Raw genomic sequence first — 17,520 nt, 5'->3', positions numbered from 1 at the left:
GTTTTTTGATTTTTTTCATTAGATTCTGCGATTTGCAGAATCTTGCAACAAAATTCACCGCCATTTTGCTAAAATTCCCCTTTGATTTTCACAAAAAAGGGGCATTATGGAGCGATGGCAGAGCATTCGCGCGAGTGCGGGGAGCGGGAAAACTTTCGCTTTGACACTGCGCTATATTTCCTTGCTGTTTTTTGGCGCGAGGGCAAATGAGATTTTGTGTATCACTTTCACAAATAAGGCGCGGGATGAGATGCTTGCGCGCATTACAAACACGCTTTTTTTGCTCTGCCAAAATCCAAATGACGCCTATTCGCAGAATCTGCTTGATTTAGGTATCTCAAAAAGTGCGATTGAGACGCAGAGCGGGGCGATTTATCGGCATTTTGTGGAGAGCAAAAATCACATTATGACTTTTGATGCGTTTTTCAATGCGGTGGTGAAAAAGTTTAGTTTTTACGCGGGTGTGCGGAGCGATTATGAAGTGGGCGCGGACTTTAAGTTAGATGGTGAGATTTTCAAAAAGACGCTTGATTTGCTTGGAGGGGGCGAGTTTGACGCGCTGATAGAGTTTTGCGCGAAGTATCAACTAAACCAAAAAGATATTTTATCTATGATAAATTCGCTTAAAAATGGCGAGTTTTTGGGCGAAATCGCAGAATCTAGCGATTTGAAAGATGAGATTATAAATGCGTTTGATGAGTTGCGTGCATTTGCTATAAATGCGGTGGATGGGCAAAAAAACGCACATTTTATAAAAAGTCGCTTCAATAAAAATATTGACAAAAAAAATGTTAGTGCCATCGTGGAAAATATTTTTAAACTAACAGAAGGTATGCAAAAAACGCTAGATTCTGCGGTGGATTCTGCGATTATCGCGCGAAAAACGCAGAATCTAAAAGATTTATGCAAAAAATTTTTTGAAATGCAAGAAAGCGAGATTTTATGGAAAATTTCTAATATTTATGCGAAGTTTAAAAAGCAAAAATTGCAAGTGATTTCATCGCATAATAAACTCACATTTAGCGATATTAGCGAGATTTGCTATGATTTGCTTCACAATCATATTGATAAAAATTTCTTTTATTTTCGCCTTGATTCAAAAATCAATCACATTTTGGTAGATGAGTTCCAAGATACGAATTTAGAGCAGTATGAAAACCTAAAACCGCTCATCGATGAGATTAAAAGTGGCGATGGCGCGAGAGAAAACAAGACGCTGTTTTTTGTGGGTGACGAAAAACAGGCGATTTATGGATTTCGGGGAGGGGAAAGTCGCCTATTTCGCGCGATTAGCGATGAGTTGAATATGAGTGAAAAAACGCTAAAAGATAATTATCGCAGTGCAAAAAATATCGTGGAGTTCGTAAATAGCGCATTTCAAACGCGCTTTCCAAATTACGAAATGCAAAATCCAAAGAGTAAAAATGACGGATTTGTGGAGATTGTAAGCGAGAGTGAGGCAGATTCTGCGTTTGATTTGATAGAGCGCAGAATCCAAACTTTGCTAGCAAATCACAAAAAAAATATTGCGATTTTGACGCGCAATGTAAGTTCTGCGGAGGAAATTTATGGGTTTTTGCGCGCCCATTTTCCGCACACTAAAATCGCATTGGAGTCGGAGAAAAGCAACAATGTCGAACTTTTAATCATCCAAAATGCCCTGCGATTTTTGCAAACAAATAATATTTTTTATCTCAAAAATTGCGTGAAATTAAATGGCGGTGAGGTGGATTCTGCGCCGTCACTTGCGATAAAAAAGGACGCAGAGGTGCATAAAATCATCCACCGCATTATGCAGACATTTGCCCTTCGTGGCATTGTGGCGTTGCGGATTTTGGAGGAAAGTGCGAAGTTTGATGATTTGGAAAAATTCATCGCATATTTGGGCGGTGCGGAGATAAAAAATGCTGCTGATTTGGCGTGTGAAATACAGATTATGACAATTCATAAATCCAAAGGATTGGAGTTTGAAGATGTGATTATTTGCGATTTAAAAGGGCAGAATAATCGCGACACTGCGCAGTTTTACGCGCCATCTTTGCGCGGTGGGAAGGTGTATTTTTTAGGCGACAAAAAGGCGCGTGTGCTCGTGGATGATGAGTTTGCAAACATCGTAGCGCAGAAAAAATCAGTGGATGAAAATGACGCGCTAAATGTGCTGTATGTGGCATTTACCCGCGCAAAGGATAGTTTATTTATCATCAAATCTGCGAAAAAAAATGCCCTGCGATTGGAATTATTGGACTTAAAAGATGGGAAAATTGGAAGCGACATTATCGGCGAAAAATCGCCAAAATTCGCAGAATCTAGCGCGAAAATCCCCGCGCAATACGACTTTGGCAAACAAGGCGACTTTATAAAGCAGAGCGAAAAATCCTACACAAATCTCTCCAAAATGCGCGGAATCGCCCTGCACTTGGCGTTAGAAATGCGCCTTGCTTACGGGAATAGCGATGATGAGATTGAGACGATTTTGCAAAATCGCTTTGGGATGGTTTTGGGGGCGAATGAAAGGGCGCAGATACTGCGGAGCGTGGGGAAAATATTGGGAAATGCGGCGTTACGCGAAATTTTGGCGAACGCAGAATCTGTGCGCTGTGAGGTGGCGTATTTGGAAAATAATCGCCTAAATCGCATTGATTGCTTGATTGAAATGGGGGGCGATGCGGTGATTTTGGATTATAAAAGTAGCGATTTGGATTTGGAGGGCAAAAAGGCGCAGATTCTGCGGTATGCGGACTTTGCAAGGGCGCACTACAAAAATATCCGCGCGTATTTGTGCTTCGCAAATGGGGAGATTTTGGAGGTGTGAAAATGCGGAATTTGAAAATCCACCAAAATCGCAGAATCTGAAATTTTTTTTGGGAAACGCAGAATCTGCCCCCACTTTGTCATTGCGAGGCGAATCGCAAAATTCGCCGAAGCAATTTAAAAACAAACGCCGTCATTGCGAGATTCTGCAAATCGCACGAAAATCGCAGAATCTAGCGTGTTTTTTTCGTCATTGCGAGGCAGTTTGAGCGAAGCGAAGCGAGTGCAACGAAGCAATCCAAAAAAATAATCCGTGCGAAGCACCGAATCTCGCCCGCTTCGTGGTGCAAAAAATCGGATTCAAGGTTGCAGTAGTGCAACCGCCGATTTTTTGCTAGAAGCGGAGAATGCGAGGCACTCCCCCTAAAAGCGAAAAAGCGGCTGCTTTTTGGCGCGTAGGGGGAGCAGGGCGGGGGGGGGTGCAGCCCTTTTTGCGAGAAGATTTAAGTGAATCAAATGCTAAAAGTGGCGAATCTATCGCAGATTCTGCGAATCGCACGAAAATCGCAGAATCTAACAAGAGATTTTTCGCTCACTTTGTTCGCTCAGAATGACAAAACAATGGATTGCCACGATTTGACTTCGTCAAATCTCGCAATGACGGAAAATGACGCAGATTCTGTGAATCGCAGAATCTCGCACGAAATCGCAGAATCTAAATCGTAAAATACCCACCCCCTTAATCCCCCTCCGCAAGGGAGGGGGAAACGCAAGAGAATCCCCCGCGCGCATTTGTGAGGGGGAGAAATTTTTGAGATTCTTCGCTTCGCACTTCGTGTTCCGCTCAGAATGACAAAATGGATTGCCGCGTTCGCTACGCTCACTCGCAATGACGAGGAAATGGATTGCTTCGCCTTGCCTTTGGCAAATCTCGCAATGACATAAAACAGCGCAGATTCTGCGAATCCACAAAATCAAAAGACAGATTCTGCGTTTTTATAATTTTTCGTGCGAATCGCAGAATCTCAAACAAAATTCGCAGAATCTACCAAAATTTACCTCAAATAATGTGCTACAAATTTTGACATATTATCCATTATTTCCCCGCCTTTACGGATTCCAAGTCCGCAAGATTCGTAAGCAAAAAAGACATTTGGCTGATAAAATGCGCCACCTGCGCTATTTAGCTCATAAAATTCTTGATAAAGTGGCTTGTAATTGCCGTATTCGCCGCCTCTTTGCGCTAAAATCGCGCCATCTGAATCCAAAATATCCACATTTGCGCCCTCTCGCCCAAATGAGACTTTTTTGACTTGCTTTTTGCCACGAATCGGCTCAAAGGCAGATTCAAGCAATAGCGGGTGATTTGGAAACAAATCCCACAAAATTTTTAGCATTCGTTTGCTTTGAAAAAGTAGCGTGTATGCGGGATTTAGAAAAATCGTATTTTTGTTTGCAATCATTTTATTCACAAGCACGGCAAGTTCAGGCTCATCAATGCTAATAATCTCCCACGGGAGCAGTTTGAAAAGAAATTCATATTGCGAATCGCCCAAAAACGCGCCATTATTTTCATCAAAAATCACTTCATCAATGTATGCAAATTCTGTTTTTAGCCCCGCATTTTTGGCGCACTCTTGCAAAAATCGCGTGGTGCGCTCTTCTTCGGCGTTGCCTCTAATACTAGAAAATAACACGCCCCAGCCTTCATACATTTCATCAAATCGCTCCAAATCCGCGCCAAGCGTAATCATTCGCTTAAAATTATCGCTAATGGCATCAAAAATATCATTGAACTGCGAATCGGCGTCCATTTTGTTGAATTTTAGCAACGCCCACTGAATTAGCGCGGATTCATAAAGCAAAGTGGGCGTATCTGCGTTAAATTCAAGCAATTTTAAAGGCTTCCCATCAAATCCACCCGCAAAGTCAAACCGCCCATAAATATGCCAATGCACTTCATTTTCCCAGCTTTGTTTTATGCTATCAATTAGCATTGTAGGAATGTCTAGCTCAAAAAAGAGATTATTTTTGATGACATATTCCCCAGCTTCGACAAACATATCATAAAGTTCGTTCCCTGCGTTATAAAACGCCTCCGCTTCTGCCTTGCTAATCTCCACCGCTTCATTTGCGATATATGGCGTATTATCGGCGTCTGTGTGCCATTCTAACCCGATATTTTCTAGCGCGTCCTTATCCAAAGGCTTTAAATCAATGATTTTCATTTACAAATCTCCCATAATTTTTTGTGCGTTTTTGTAGTCCGCCTCCGTGTCAATGCCGATTGATTGCGTTTCAACCTTTGTCATAAAGATTTCTTTTCTATGCCAAAGGGCGCGGAGTTGCTCTAATTTTTCGATGGATTCAAGCGGGGATTTTGGCAGAGCGCAAAATTCCTCCAAACTCCACGCAAAAAAGCCATAGATTCCTATGTGTCCGTGATATTCTAACGATGAATCTGTGGTTTGATTCGTGGCGAGATTCGCCGAATCTTTTGCTGAATCCACTCTCTCAAAAGGTATCACACTTCGCGAAAAATAAAGCGCGAAATTATCATTGCTTACCACCACTTTGACTATGTTTGAATCAACCGCCTCCGCCTTGCTTATAGTCTTATAACAGCTTGCCATAAAATGCGTGTGGCGCATCGAATCTATGAGCGAATCAACCACACCTTCCTCCAAAAATGGCTCATCGCCTTGCAAATTTATCACAATCTCATTGCGGGGCAAATCAAGCTCCCGCGCCACTTCTGCGCATCTATCCGTGCCACTTGAATGTAAGCGCGAAGTCATCATCGCGTGAATCTTGTGCGATTCGCATACCTTTAAAATCGCCTCATCATCGCACGCCACGATTGTATCATCGATATTTTGTGCCTTTTTTGCGGTGTGAATGATTAGCGGGACGCCATTTAATGGTAGCAATAATTTATTTGGCAATCGCGTGGATTGCAGTCTTGCGGGGATTATTATCATAGTTTGCCTTTAAAATTTTTGCGTGGATTCTAGCGATTTTTACCCTAAAATTTCGCCTTTAAGGTTAGAATTTTTATTTTAAGCTATAATTTTCGCGCTTTTTTATGAAAATCACATAAAATCTACAAGCAAAAGGATTATTGTTGGATAGTTCGCCGAGTCAGTTGCTAATGATAATATTGGCATTGTTTTTTGTCGCGTTGAATGGGTTTTTTGTCCTCTCAGAGTTTGCGATTGTCAAAGTTAGACGCTCCAAACTTGAAGAGTTGGCAAAGAAAAATAAAGCAAATGCAAAGCTCTCTTTAAAAATCACAAAGTCGCTTGATACTTATTTGTCCGCCACACAGCTTGGAATCACGCTTTCATCTCTTGCGCTTGGGTGGCTTGGTGAGCCAGCTATCGCAAAGGTGCTATATAAGGCATTTAGCGGGTTTTTTGGCGAAAATACAATTTTGCTTCATTCGGTTAGCTTTGTCATTGCCTTTACTTTAATCACATTTTTGCATATCGTATTTGGGGAGCTTGTGCCAAAGTCTATCGCTATCGCAAAGGCGGAGCAATCCACGCTTTTTGTGGCGCGTCCGCTGTATTTGTTTCGCAATGTGTTTTTCCCTGTGATAAAGAGCTTTGAGATGATGAGCGGCTTTTTTCTCCGTAGAATCGGCATTGAGATAAGCGAAGAGGCTGAAAACGCCCACAGCGATGAAGAAATCAAAATCATCATTGGCGAGAGTTTGAAGGGCGGATATTTGGATTCAATCGAAAGCGAGATTTTAAAAAACGCCGTTGATTTTAGCGACACAACGGCAAAAGAGATTATGACGCCACGCAAGGACATTGTGTGCCTTTTTGATGATAATTCTTATGAGGAAAATATCCAAATTGTCCGCCAGACAAATCACACACGCTATCCTTACTGCAAAGAGGGCAAGGATAATGTGGTAGGAATGATTCATATCCGCGACTTGCTTCAAGCGACAATCGGGGCAGATTCTGCGCCTTGTGATTTATCAAAAATCGTGCGCGAGTTAATCATCGTCCCTGAATCAAGCTCTATTTCAAATGTGCTGATGAAAATGAATAAAAAGCAAATCCACACGGCATTAGTTGTCGATGAATACGGCGGGACAGCGGGATTGCTCACAATGGAGGACATTATCGAAGAGATTATGGGCGACATATCCGATGAGCACGACAAAAAAACGCAAGACATTAAAGAAATTGACGCGAATACTTATGAAGTCGATGGAATGTTGGATTTGGATACGATTGGGGAGCAGATTCACATAGCATTTAGCGATGAGGTAGAGCAAGTTACCATCGGCGGATATGTGTTTAATCTGCTTGGCAAAGAACCGCTTGTTGGGGACAGCGTAGTAGAGGGAGACTTTGCCTATGAAGTGCTAGAAATCGATGGAATGCGGATTAAGCGACTAAAAATCACGCGATTAAAAGATGAAAGCGAGGAAAGCGAAAATATCGAGTAAGGCGCAGAATCTAATGCGAAAATCGCAGAATCTGACACAAAAACTTCACAGAATCACACGCAAAAATCACAGAATCTGATGTATGGATTGCCACGATTCTGCTTCGCAGAATCTCGCAATGACGGGATTATTTTAGAGATTCTTCGCTTCGCTCAAAATGACAAAATAATTTGCGTTAGCAAATCACAATTCGTAGAATTTGCGAGCGAAGCGAAGCAACCATCGAAGTAATGGCGGTAGTGCTTTGGATTATTTTTGCGTGAAACAAGCGAGATAGAACTTGGGGGTTCATCGAGCGCAGTTTTATGCAAAAATAATCCAAATGATTACCCAAGAACAAATTGTATCCACGCAACAAGCGATAATCGCGCACCCTTAAAGCACCTTAAATTCATCGGGATTATCTAGCGCATATTTAAATTTCTCCATATCCACGCGCCTATCCCAAATGCTTACCATCACGCACGCCACGACATTTCCGCAGAGATTACCCACGCTTCGCATTTCGCTTAAAAATTTATCGATACCCAAAATCGCAGCCACCGTTACAGCGGGGATTAAATGCGAGCCATCGCCCATCGTTAGCGCAGAGAGTGTGCCTGCAAGGACGATAAATCCGCTTCCCGTCACGCCTACCGCGCCTTTTGAGCTTATCATCAAAATGATGATTAGCGTGATGGTTTGCTCGATGGTGATGGGTATGTCAAATGCTTGGGATAGAAAAATCACGGCGAGACTTAAATAGATATTTGTCGCATCCAAATTGAAACTATATCCCACAGGCACGACTAATCCCACGCTTGCCTTTTGAATCCCTGCCTTTTCTAGCTTTCGCATAAGCGGGGCGAGAGCGGTTTCACTCGAACTCGTAGCAAAAACCACTAGCACTTCGCGATACACAAAGCGCATAAGTTTGAAAATATTGATTTTACCAAGTAGGCAGATTGCCCCAAGCACGATGAATATAAACACAAGCACCGCAACCGCCATCGTAAGTAAAAGCTGCGCCATCCCGCCGATGGAGGCAAATCCAAACTTTGCGATTAAAAACGCCATCGCCCCAAATGTCGCTAGTGGCGAATACCAAATAAGAATCGTTAGCACTTTGAAAAATGTCTCTTGCATAGATTCAAGGTATTTTAATGCCTTATCCTTAAACGCCGGACTTGTGAAGCTTAGCACAATCGCAATGCAGAGTGCCATCACAAGCACTTGAAGGATTCGCCCCTCCACAAATGGCGTAATGGGGTCGTGCGGAATCGCGGACTTTAAAATATGCAAAATCTCGCCACTTGCCGTGTGTGGCATCGAATCGCCCTGCGCGATATATCCCGCCACATCACCTGAATCTAGCGACTCAACCTTTAAGTGCATCCCGTGACCGGGCTTTATTAGCTCGCCAAACACTACGCCGATAACTAGCGCAAGTGTGCTAACCACCTCAAAATAAATCAGCGTTTTTAACCCAAGCGAACCAAGCGTCTTTAAGTCCTCTAACCGCACGATACCCGTGATAATCGTTAAAAATATAATGGGTCCCATCAAAAGTTTTAGCCCTTTGATAAATGGGTCAATCGTGTATGCCTTGCTCTCCACGCTAAAATTATAAAAAAACGAGATTATCGCGCTGTTATCGGTAGATTCTGCGTTATAAAAACTCCCCACACTGCCAAATACCACACCCAAAAATAATCCCACAAATACCCAAAATACGAGTGATTTTGCGATGAGATTTTTATCGACTTGCTTTTGCTTGTAGGTTTCGTTATCCTTTGTTAGCATTTCGCTCCCTTGTTGTTTTTTGCCAAATTATAGCGAAAATGCAAATCTTTGTGCTAAAATGGCGGACTTATTTTGCATAAAGGTTACAGAATGTTTAAGAAATTAAAAAGAAAAATGATAAATCTTCTTAGCGAAACAGAAATTTCGCAGAATCTGCGAAATGTCCTTGCTTACAATGTTTTACGCGATTCGAATGTGGCACATAAAGATGAATTGCTGATGGCATTTTATCCTAAAAATGGCGGAAAAGTAGGCGTAACAAGCGATTTTACCACAATGCAACGCTACCTAAATGCCGTTCGTCCCGTGCGCTCAAATTTTATATCGCAGAATCTAGTGCGCGTGGGTGGGGCGAATGATGGCGGATACATTATGATAAATCCAAAAATTGACTTGTTTGAATCTATGCAAGATTCATCACATAATTCCCCCCCCCCTATTTGCTAGATAATCCACCACAAATAAATTTTTCACAAAATCCACCTTTTGCCCTCTCATTTGGCGTTTCGCCCTATTCGCCGTGGGATTTGGATATGGCAAATTTTGGCTATAAAGTGTTGCAATATGACGCAAGTATCAACAAAGCCCCGTATAATCACCCAAATATCACATTTTACAAAAAATTTGTGGGCGCAAGAGATGCCCGCGATACGATTAGCTTTGAAAATCTTTTGGCGCAACACGATTTTAACCCAAATGCGTGTAATATCCTACAATGCGACATTGAGGACTGCGAATGGGAGATTTTAGAAAATATCGATTTAGCAAAAATTGCGCAGTATTTTCCGCAGGTGCTTTTTGAATTTCATAAATGCTACTTGGATAACGCGCCTTTTGCGGAGCGAAGGTTAGCGGTTTTGGAGCGATTGAGGGCACATTATACGCCCATTCACACGCATTTTAATTGCTATGGTGCGGTGTATTATGTAAATGGATATTTTTGGGGCGCGGTGATTGAGGTGAGCTATTTGCGAAATGATTTGGTGGATAAAGGCGCAAAAAAGATTGCTGGTGTGGGAAATTTATATTTAGATTCGCCAAATGCAGTGGGTTACCCTGATATTCCTGTGATTTTTCCATAGATTCTGCCTAAAATCCTGCTAAAATTTCAGCAAAAATTTGGAGTAAAATATGGATTTTGTAGCGATTGCAAGGGAAGTTTTGGAAATTGAAAGCGAGGCGATTTTAAATGCGAAAAGTCGCCTAAACGCAGAATCTCTCTCAAAAATCATCGATTTTATCTATCACTCAAATCGCCTAATCGTGCTTGGCGTAGGCAAAAGCGGACTTATCGGCGCGAAAATCTCCGCCACGCTGTCAAGCACGGGGACGCCAAGCGTTTTCATCCACCCCACAGAGGCGATGCACGGGGATTTGGGCGGGATTTGCGAGAATGATGCGATTTTGGCGATTAGTTACAGCGGGGAGAGCGATGAGATAATCGCGCTAATGCCCCACCTGCGCCGACTTTCAAAGGGTATCATCACAATGACAAAGCACAAAAACACTTCTATTTCCGCGCAGGGCGACTTTTTCATCGATATTAGCGTGGAAAAAGAGGCGTGCCCGCTAAATATCGCCCCGACAGCTTCTACGACTTTGGCGTTGGCACTTGGCGATGTGCTCGCGGTATGCCTAATGAAAAGGCGAAATTTTAGCAAGGAAAACTTTGCAAACTTCCATCCCGGCGGGAGTTTGGGGCGGAGACTATTTGTCAAAATCGCTAGTTTAATGCAGCGCGAAAATCTCCCCACAATCACCGCACACACAACGCTAAAAGACGCAATCATCGCAATGACGCAGGGCAAACTCGGCAATGTGCTGATTTTGGATGATGGCAAACTCTGCGCGGTGCTTAGCGATGGGGACTTGCGAAGGGCGATGATGCGAGGCGATTTTAGCTTGGATGCGCTAGCGATAAATTTTGCAAATAAAAATCCAAAGGTGTGCGATGATGCGCAAATGCTCGCGTATGACGCTCTGCGCGTGATTGAGGGGGCGAAAATCCAAATGCTCGTGGTGGTGGATGGGGAAATGAGAGTGCAAGGCGTGGTGCATATTCACAAACTCATCGAGGCGGGGATAAATTAGAGTTTTGCGGGGGCAAAATCGTGGCAATCTATAATCAGATTCTGCGAATTTGGATTGCCACACCCGCTTCGCTCGTTCGCAATGACGAAGTGGGGGCAGATTCTGCGATTCGCAGAATCTAGCACGAAAATTTTATAAAATCGCAGAATCTACGAATTAAATTGCCACTTGCTTCGCAAATCCTACAATTATGAAATTAGCGCAGATTCTGCGTTAAAATTTTACATTTAAGTTATCATTAAATTTTTTTTTATAAAATACGCAATTTTTAAATTTTAGGGTCAAAATGTTAGATATTTATCAAAAAAAGCGCGTTTTTATCACAGGACACACGGGATTTAAAGGGTCGTGGTTAAGTTTGTGGATGGAGAGTTTGGGGGCGGAAGTGTGCGGATATGCGCTTCCACCGCAGACAAAACCAAATCACTTTGCCTTGCTTGGCGGGGAAAGTCGCTTCCGCACGATATTTGCAGATATTCGAAATAAAGAAACGCTCCAAAAATCGCTATTTGATTTTAGTCCGCACATTATTTTTCATCTCGCCGCTCAACCGCTCGTAAGAGAGAGTTATAAAAATCCCATCGATACTTTTAGCACAAATGCGCTAGGGACGCTAAATGTCCTTGAATGCGCTAGAAATCTCAAAGATTTATGCGCGATTGTAGTCATCACCACGGATAAAGTTTATGAAAATAAAGAGTGGATTTGGGGATATAGAGAGAATGATAGACTTGGCGGATATGATGTTTATAGCGCAAGTAAGGCGTGTGCGGAGATTATCACAAGTGCAATGCAAAAGAGTTTTTTTAATGTGGGCGATTTTGGAAAATCGCATAATTGTCTAATCGCCACTGCAAGGGCGGGAAATGTCATCGGCGGGGGCGATTTTAGCGTGGATAGAATTGTGCCAGATTTGATGCGTGGCGTAGAATCTAGCACTGCAACTATCATCCGCAATCCAAACGCCACTCGCCCTTGGCAGTTTGTGCTAGAACCACTTCGCGGATATTTAATGCTTGGGGAGACACTTTTGCAAGGCGATGTGAGTTTTGCTACGAGTTTCAACTTTGCCCCACATATCGAGGCAAATATTAGCGTAAAGGCGTTTTTACACAAAGCACAAAAGATTTGGGATAAAATCGCCTTTAAAATCACAGAAGATTCTGCGAATCCTCACGAGGCAAACTTGCTAATGCTAGATTCTGCAAAAGCATTTCAAATGTTAAATTTTTCGTCACTTTATGATATTGATTGCGCGATAAATCAAAGCATTTCGTGGTATAAATCACATTATGAAAATGGCAAAATTTTAAGCGAGGCGCAGTTAAAAGACTATCGCAACGCATTTAGTAAAATCGCAAATAGGGGGGGGGGCAGAACATAAATTAAACTCCCCAAAATCTACCCAAATCGCAGAATCTGCCTTATTTTTCGCAGAATCTAACCAAAACACAGACACTTTTCACACTTTTTCTTACAAATCTACTTCAACTTCACAAAAGGCAGCATAATGAAAATTTTACGAGCAAAGACAAAGGAACTATTCCACAGCACACTTACAAAAGAGCAACAAGCAAACTCCGCGCTAAATATCGCCGAGTTAGAATCTGGCGCATTGAAACTCAAAAGTTACCCACGCAGAATCGTTTTGGAGATGACAAGTGCGTGCAATATTAAGTGCATTTTTTGCGGGAGAGATGAAGCGGAATTCAACCAAACTTATTTAAAATTAGATGTGTTGGATAAGTTGCAAAAACCACTTGAAGTTTGCGAGGAAGTCACGCTATTTGGTTGGGGCGAACCCACGATAAATCCCAAATTTAGCGAGTTTTTACGGCGATTAAATGAGAGCAATGTGCGAAAATATTTCGTAACAAATGGAATGCGATTGGATAAATTTATCGATGATATTTTCACACATAAGGTTGATATTATCGCGGTGAGTTTGGATGGGGCAGATTCTGCGATAAATGACAAAATTCGCGTTGGGTCAAAGTTTAGCAAAATTACGCAAAATATCGCGCAAATCCAAGAGAAAAAGCGCGCTTTGGGCGTGGAATATCCGTATATGAATTTTGTCTTTGTTGCGATGGAGTCAAATATTAGAGAATTGCCAAAAATGGTGAAATTGGCAAAAAATCTAAATATGCAGGAAGTCAAGGTCGTATTTTTGAGTGCATTTAGCGCGGATATGCTAAGTGAAAGTCTTTATAATAAGCAAAATTTGGTGCGCGAAGCATTTAATGCTGCGATAGAAGTTGCCAAAAAATTAGATATAAAACTAAAACTGCCCTTTATTCAAGGCGAGGATATCGCGGGTGATAAGTATCATAAAGATTGTTTTGTGGGGTGGAGGGACTTTTTTATAGGAAGTGATGATAGCATTCGCCCTTGCCAAAGCACGAGTTTGAAACTAGGGAAATTTAGCGAATTTGCGGACTTTGAGAGTGCGTGGAATAGCGAGGCATTTCAAAATTTTAGGGCAAGAGTGAATGCAAATAATTGTGATTTAAGATTATTAAACACTTCTTTAAAATCCCCCCCCCCCCGTTTGCAAATGCGACAGATTCTACGCCAGATTCTGCGAAATCCGCAAGGTTGCAAAAATGCATCGTAGAAATGCCTTTGCAGTGCAAACTATGCTATCAAAGTTCACACGCAAATTGGAACAGGAAGCAGAGTTTTGTGCAAGTGGGGGAAGCGTTTGCCCCAGAGTGGGAGAAAAAACGCTAGACAATTCGCTCAATTCGTCTTCGGGTGCATCTTTCGCACTTGTAAAAATTTTAGGGTATTCGCAGACCGCTAGTCTAGTCTCACACCCTAAAATTTTTACAAATACAAAATCTCCACCGCAATTCGCAGAATTGAATAAAGAAACTTCGGCTTCGCCTTGTTTTGCGAGCGTAGCGAAGCAATCAATACTAGAATTGTTTTTAAATACAGATTCTGCGAATCGCACTTCAAATTGTCATTTTCGCACGAAAATAACAAAATATCCGCAGAATCTAGCAAAATTCGCAGAATCTACCACATTTTACACATTCAATCTCACACAAAAGGTCGCATAATGGAAAATCACATTGTAAATAATGATTTGGAATATATTTTTCAAAATATCGATGGCAAAAAGTTTGACAACGCAACGATTTTAATCACGGGTTGCGCGGGATTTTTGGGATTTTATTTTATGAAGTTTTTTGATAGGTTTGCAGGGGAGTTAAAAATCAAGCGCATTATTGGATTGGATAATTTTATGCTTCGGCGTCCTAAATGGATTGATGAGTTGAGCGATAAATGCGAGATTTTGCCATTTTGCATTATCAATGATGATATTAGCGATATTGTGTCTGCAAAAAATGCGGATTTTATAATCCACGCAGCAAGTATCGCTTCGCCACCATTTTATCGAAAATTCCCAGTTGAGACAATGGATGCGAATATTTGGGGATTGCGAAATTTGCTTGAATTTTACAAAGATAAAAACATTAAGGGATTTTTGTTTTTTTCGAGCAGTGAAATCTATGGCGATGCTTTGAGCGTCCCCACAGATGAGGAATATCGCGGAAATGTATCTTGCATTGGCGCGCGTGCGTGCTATGATGAGGCAAAGCGATTTGGCGAGACGATGTGCTATGTATTTGCCAAAAAATATAATTTGCCACTTACAATTGCGCGTCCATTTAATAATTATGGTCCGGGGATGAATGTGAATGATTTGCGTCTCCCGGCGGACTTTGCAAGGGCGATTTTGGAAAATAGGGATATTGAGATTTTGAGCGATGGGACGCCAAAGCGGACATTTTGCTATATTAGCGATGCGATTATTGGGTATTTAAAGGTGCTTTATTTTGGGGAGTTTGAGTATTTTAACATTGGCATTGATGCGCCAGAAATTAGCGTAGATGAACTAGCAAAGATTTATCAAAATATTGGCGCGGAAATGTTTAACTACAAAGGCAAAATTATTTTTGGCACTTCAAATGATAGCGAATACCTAGCGCATAATCCCACTCGCAGATGCCCAAATATCGCAAAAGCACGGGCATTGCTAAATTACAATCCGCAGATTTTGGTAAATGATGGCGTGCGTAGATTTCTATCGTTTTTAAAGGATTACAGATGAAAATTGTAGTGTTTGGAATGGGATTTGTGGGATTGACCACGGCGGTGGGATTTGCAATAAAGCATTTGGGGGATAAAAATTACAAAGTTTGCGGATATGAGATTGATAAAAATAAAGTTGAAATGCTAAATAAAGGGCAAATTCCATTTTTTGAGGAAGGTTTGGAATACGGACTAAATGCCACGCTATCGCAGAATCTGCAAATTACAAATGATATAGATTCTGCGGTGGATTCTGCGAATGTCGTCTTTTTTTGCATTGGGACGCCGATGGGGGAGGATGGCAGTGCGAATTTGGACTTTATAAAATCTGCGATTTGTGAATGTGTGAAACGCAAGTCAAAGTTAGCAAAATCTGCGATTTTTGTCATCAAATCCACCGTTCCGCCTTGTAGTGTTTGCGAAGTTTTTATGCAAATTAGCGGTGGCATTCCCATCGCGTCAAATCCCGAATTTTTGCGCGAGGGATTTGCATATAGCGATTTTTTAGAACCAGATAGAATTGTCATCGGGGCAGATTCTGCGAAAGATTCTGTAAAAGAAATATTAAGCGAAATTTATGCACCATTTAACGCACCGCTAATTTGGACAAACACAAACACCGCAGAATTTATCAAATATCTAAGCAACACCTGCCTTTCGACTTTGATTAGTTATAGCAATGAAATGAGCATCATCGCAGAATCTCTGGGCGATATCGACACAAAACTCGCATTTAGAACCTTGCATTTGGATAAGCGATTTTTTGGAAATCCTGCAAATATCACAAGTTATCTTTATCCCGGACTTGGATTTGGCGGATACTGCTTGCCAAAAGATACTTTGGCGTTAGCAAAAAAGGCAAATGACAAAGGGGCAAAGGCGGAGATTTTGGAAAAAGTGTTGCAAATCAATGGCGATATTGTGGATTTTTATGTGGAAAAAATTAGCAGTGAATGCGAAAAATGCGCTAAAATCGGCATTTTGGGATTGTCATTTAAACCAAATAGCGATGATTGCAGAGATAGTAAGTCGGCGATGTTGACGCAAAAACTGCTAAATTGCGGATTTAAAAATATCTATGCTTTTGACCCGATGGCAAATGAGATTTTTCAAAAAACTTATAATTTGCCACTTGTGTATTGCGATAGTTTGGAGGAAGTCGCTGAGATGTGCGATGTTTTGATAATCGCCACTGCGTGGAAGGATTTTTGCAATCTTAATGTGGATAAAAAAATCTATAATTTAAGATTTGTTTAGATTCGCAGAATCTAATGTAAAAAATCGCAGAATCTAATGTGTTTTGTCATTGCGAGACTTGCTTGCAAGTCGTGGCAATCCAAATCCGCAGAATCTCGCCAAAAAACCGCATTTTTTCGCCACCAAACGCAGAATCTGCCACATTTTTTCGCCCAAAAACCGCCCTTTTTTTCGCCACCAAACGCAGAATCTAAACCCCAAAATCCCCAAATTTCGCAGAATCTAAACTCCCCAACTCCCCAAAATCCGCACATTCTAAACGCCCTAAAATCCATATTCCGCCAAAATCGCCCTTGCGTGTTGCATTTCGCTTTCACTTGGCGTTTGCAAATTTTCTAATTTATATTCCAAATTCAACTCTTTGTATTTATACGCGCCTAATTGATGAAATGGGATTAAATCCACGCGCTCCACGCACGAGTATCGCTTCGCTAACGCGCCTAATTTATGCAGTTTCTCATCGCTCAAAGTCCATTTTGGCACACATACAAAGCGTATCCACACGCATTTGCCGATACTCTCGCAAAAATCAAGCGTTTTTAGCGTGTTTTCATTGCTGTATTCTGTGAGTTTTATGCAGTCATTTTCGCTTAATTCTTTAATATCCAAAAGTAGCATATTTGCCCGCTCAATGCACTTTTTGCTGAATTTCAAATCGATAAATCCATTCGTATCAATCGCGCTGTGAAGTCCTAGCGCATTTAGCGCACCTAGCAGTTCGTATAAAAACTCGTGCTGTAAGAGCGGTTCGCCCCCTGAAATCGTCACGCCACCTTTTTTGTAGAATTTTTTATAACTCAAAATATTTTTCAAAATATTTTTTAAACTCACTTCCATTCCGCCGTTTAAGTCCCACGAGTCGGGATTGTGGCAGTAGAGGCAGCGCAAATGACACCCTTGCAAAAATAGCACAAAGCGAATGCCCGGTCCATCCACCGCGCCAAATGTTTCGATTGAATGCACTTTTGCCTTGATTTTGGGGCAGTTTTTGATGATTTCTTTCATTATTATTTCCTAAAAATTGCTAGATTCTGCGAAATTATACAAAATTGCGGACTGATTTTTGC

19 protein-coding genes are annotated in these 17,520 nt (G+C 41.6%); 14 read left to right on the top strand and 5 right to left on the bottom strand.

The window, feature by feature from the left end:
* The first annotated feature begins 106 nt into the window (after positions 1-106).
* The 4 genes from ACWIUD_RS07110 to ACWIUD_RS07095 all read left to right on the top strand — a co-directional run bounded on the left by ACWIUD_RS07110 (position 107) and on the right by ACWIUD_RS07095 (position 3,836).
* A complete protein-coding gene (locus ACWIUD_RS07110) occupies positions 107-2,812 on the top strand; it encodes a RecB-like helicase (protein WP_454148047.1) in 2,706 nt (901 codons plus the stop codon).
* Entirely contained in the window at positions 2,790-3,020 is a 231-nt protein-coding gene (locus tag ACWIUD_RS07105; RefSeq protein WP_454148045.1) for a hypothetical protein, read from the top strand. The genes ACWIUD_RS07110 and ACWIUD_RS07105 overlap by 23 nt, the downstream gene beginning before the upstream one ends.
* A gap of 238 nt (positions 3,021-3,258) precedes the next feature.
* On the top strand, positions 3,259-3,477 hold the full coding sequence (locus ACWIUD_RS07100) for a hypothetical protein (RefSeq protein ID WP_454148043.1): 219 nt from the start codon (positions 3,259-3,261) through the stop codon (positions 3,475-3,477).
* A gap of 179 nt (positions 3,478-3,656) precedes the next feature.
* Positions 3,657-3,836 (top strand): hypothetical protein, encoded by a 180-nt coding sequence (locus ACWIUD_RS07095; RefSeq protein ID WP_454148041.1) that lies wholly within the window; start codon positions 3,657-3,659, stop codon positions 3,834-3,836.
* On the opposite strand, the gene ACWIUD_RS07090 is transcribed toward ACWIUD_RS07095, so the two are convergent.
* Both ACWIUD_RS07090 and kdsB read right to left on the bottom strand, forming a co-directional pair.
* The gene (locus ACWIUD_RS07090; protein WP_454148039.1) at positions 3,807-4,979 is read right to left on the bottom strand and encodes a glutathionylspermidine synthase family protein; all 1,173 of its coding nucleotides are present in this window, start codon (positions 4,977-4,979) and stop codon (positions 3,807-3,809) included. The genes ACWIUD_RS07095 and ACWIUD_RS07090 overlap by 30 nt on opposite strands.
* Positions 4,980-5,732 carry a 3-deoxy-manno-octulosonate cytidylyltransferase gene (gene kdsB, locus ACWIUD_RS07085; RefSeq protein ID WP_454148037.1) on the bottom strand — a complete coding sequence of 251 codons (753 nt, stop codon included), beginning with the start codon at positions 5,730-5,732 and terminating at the stop codon, positions 4,980-4,982.
* A gap of 170 nt (positions 5,733-5,902) precedes the next feature.
* On the opposite strand from kdsB, the gene ACWIUD_RS07080 reads away from it, so the two are divergent.
* Together ACWIUD_RS07080 and ACWIUD_RS07075 are read left to right on the top strand one after the other, a co-directional pair.
* Positions 5,903-7,219, top strand: a complete 1,317-nt coding sequence (locus ACWIUD_RS07080; protein ID WP_454148170.1) for a hemolysin family protein — start codon at positions 5,903-5,905, stop codon at positions 7,217-7,219.
* 78 nt (positions 7,220-7,297) lie between these two features.
* On the top strand, positions 7,298-7,450 hold the full coding sequence (locus tag ACWIUD_RS07075; protein ID WP_454148035.1) for a hypothetical protein: 153 nt from the start codon (positions 7,298-7,300) through the stop codon (positions 7,448-7,450).
* Positions 7,451-7,594: 144 nt separating this feature from the next.
* Here ACWIUD_RS07075 and ACWIUD_RS07070 read toward each other — a convergent pair whose 3' ends face one another.
* Positions 7,595-9,001 (bottom strand): cation:dicarboxylate symporter family transporter, encoded by a 1,407-nt coding sequence (locus tag ACWIUD_RS07070; RefSeq protein ID WP_454148033.1) that lies wholly within the window; start codon positions 8,999-9,001, stop codon positions 7,595-7,597.
* Positions 9,002-9,115: 114 nt separating this feature from the next.
* On the opposite strand from ACWIUD_RS07070, the gene ACWIUD_RS07065 reads away from it, so the two are divergent.
* From ACWIUD_RS07065 to ACWIUD_RS07030, 8 genes are all read left to right on the top strand, one after another.
* Positions 9,116-9,448, top strand: coding sequence for a hypothetical protein (locus ACWIUD_RS07065; RefSeq protein WP_454148031.1), 333 nt, complete (start codon positions 9,116-9,118; stop codon positions 9,446-9,448).
* Between the two features lie 86 nt (positions 9,449-9,534).
* Positions 9,535-10,083, top strand: coding sequence for a hypothetical protein (locus tag ACWIUD_RS07060; RefSeq protein WP_454148029.1), 549 nt, complete (start codon positions 9,535-9,537; stop codon positions 10,081-10,083).
* A 49-nt stretch (positions 10,084-10,132) separates the two neighbouring features.
* Entirely contained in the window at positions 10,133-11,092 is a 960-nt protein-coding gene (locus tag ACWIUD_RS07055) for a KpsF/GutQ family sugar-phosphate isomerase (RefSeq protein WP_454148027.1), read from the top strand.
* Positions 11,093-11,378: 286 nt separating this feature from the next.
* Positions 11,379-12,476 carry a CDP-glucose 4,6-dehydratase gene (rfbG, locus tag ACWIUD_RS07050; RefSeq protein WP_454148025.1) on the top strand — a complete coding sequence of 366 codons (1,098 nt, stop codon included), beginning with the start codon at positions 11,379-11,381 and terminating at the stop codon, positions 12,474-12,476.
* A gap of 126 nt (positions 12,477-12,602) precedes the next feature.
* Positions 12,603-13,709, top strand: a complete 1,107-nt coding sequence (locus ACWIUD_RS07045; protein ID WP_454148023.1) for a radical SAM protein — start codon at positions 12,603-12,605, stop codon at positions 13,707-13,709.
* Positions 13,710-13,806: 97 nt separating this feature from the next.
* On the top strand, positions 13,807-14,160 hold the full coding sequence (locus ACWIUD_RS07040) for a hypothetical protein (protein WP_454148021.1): 354 nt from the start codon (positions 13,807-13,809) through the stop codon (positions 14,158-14,160).
* Positions 14,058-15,215: an NAD-dependent epimerase/dehydratase family protein gene (locus ACWIUD_RS07035; protein WP_454148020.1), complete on the top strand. Its 1,158-nt coding sequence runs from the start codon at positions 14,058-14,060 to the stop codon at positions 15,213-15,215. Before ACWIUD_RS07040 ends, ACWIUD_RS07035 begins: the two co-directional genes overlap by 103 nt.
* Positions 15,212-16,453, top strand: a complete 1,242-nt coding sequence (locus tag ACWIUD_RS07030; RefSeq protein ID WP_454148018.1) for a UDP-glucose dehydrogenase family protein — start codon at positions 15,212-15,214, stop codon at positions 16,451-16,453. Before ACWIUD_RS07035 ends, ACWIUD_RS07030 begins: the two co-directional genes overlap by 4 nt.
* Before the next feature lie 11 nt (positions 16,454-16,464).
* On the opposite strand, the gene ACWIUD_RS07025 is transcribed toward ACWIUD_RS07030, so the two are convergent.
* Positions 16,465-16,728: a hypothetical protein gene (locus tag ACWIUD_RS07025; protein ID WP_454148016.1), complete on the bottom strand. Its 264-nt coding sequence runs from the start codon at positions 16,726-16,728 to the stop codon at positions 16,465-16,467.
* Entirely contained in the window at positions 16,718-17,458 is a 741-nt protein-coding gene (gene pflA / locus ACWIUD_RS07020) for a pyruvate formate-lyase-activating protein (protein WP_454148014.1), read from the bottom strand. Before pflA ends, ACWIUD_RS07025 begins: the two co-directional genes overlap by 11 nt.
* Positions 17,459-17,520: the final 62 nt, after the last annotated feature.

The organism is Helicobacter sp. 23-1044, assembly GCF_053654695.1.
The sequence above is the reverse complement of the archived record's forward strand: the minus strand, read 5'-3'. Positions and strand labels throughout refer to the sequence as shown.

Coding starts and splice junctions, on each gene's coding strand:
- ACWIUD_RS07110 (WP_454148047.1), top strand. CDS start 107: ATGGAGCGATGGCAGAGCATTCGCGCGAGTGCGGGGAGCGGGAAAACT.
- ACWIUD_RS07105 (WP_454148045.1), top strand. CDS start 2,790: ATGGGGAGATTTTGGAGGTGTGAAAATGCGGAATTTGAAAATCCACCA.
- ACWIUD_RS07090 (WP_454148039.1), bottom strand. CDS start 4,979: ATGAAAATCATTGATTTAAAGCCTTTGGATAAGGACGCGCTAGAAAAT.
- kdsB (WP_454148037.1), bottom strand. CDS start 5,732: ATGATAATAATCCCCGCAAGACTGCAATCCACGCGATTGCCAAATAAA.
- ACWIUD_RS07080 (WP_454148170.1), top strand. CDS start 5,903: ATGATAATATTGGCATTGTTTTTTGTCGCGTTGAATGGGTTTTTTGTC.
- ACWIUD_RS07075 (WP_454148035.1), top strand. CDS start 7,298: ATGTATGGATTGCCACGATTCTGCTTCGCAGAATCTCGCAATGACGGG.
- ACWIUD_RS07070 (WP_454148033.1), bottom strand. CDS start 9,001: ATGCTAACAAAGGATAACGAAACCTACAAGCAAAAGCAAGTCGATAAA.
- ACWIUD_RS07065 (WP_454148031.1), top strand. CDS start 9,116: ATGATAAATCTTCTTAGCGAAACAGAAATTTCGCAGAATCTGCGAAAT.
- ACWIUD_RS07060 (WP_454148029.1), top strand. CDS start 9,535: ATGGCAAATTTTGGCTATAAAGTGTTGCAATATGACGCAAGTATCAAC.
- ACWIUD_RS07055 (WP_454148027.1), top strand. CDS start 10,133: ATGGATTTTGTAGCGATTGCAAGGGAAGTTTTGGAAATTGAAAGCGAG.
- rfbG (WP_454148025.1), top strand. CDS start 11,379: ATGTTAGATATTTATCAAAAAAAGCGCGTTTTTATCACAGGACACACG.
- ACWIUD_RS07045 (WP_454148023.1), top strand. CDS start 12,603: ATGAAAATTTTACGAGCAAAGACAAAGGAACTATTCCACAGCACACTT.
- ACWIUD_RS07030 (WP_454148018.1), top strand. CDS start 15,212: ATGAAAATTGTAGTGTTTGGAATGGGATTTGTGGGATTGACCACGGCG.
- ACWIUD_RS07025 (WP_454148016.1), bottom strand. CDS start 16,728: ATGGATTTTAGGGCGTTTAGAATGTGCGGATTTTGGGGAGTTGGGGAG.
- pflA (WP_454148014.1), bottom strand. CDS start 17,458: ATGAAAGAAATCATCAAAAACTGCCCCAAAATCAAGGCAAAAGTGCAT.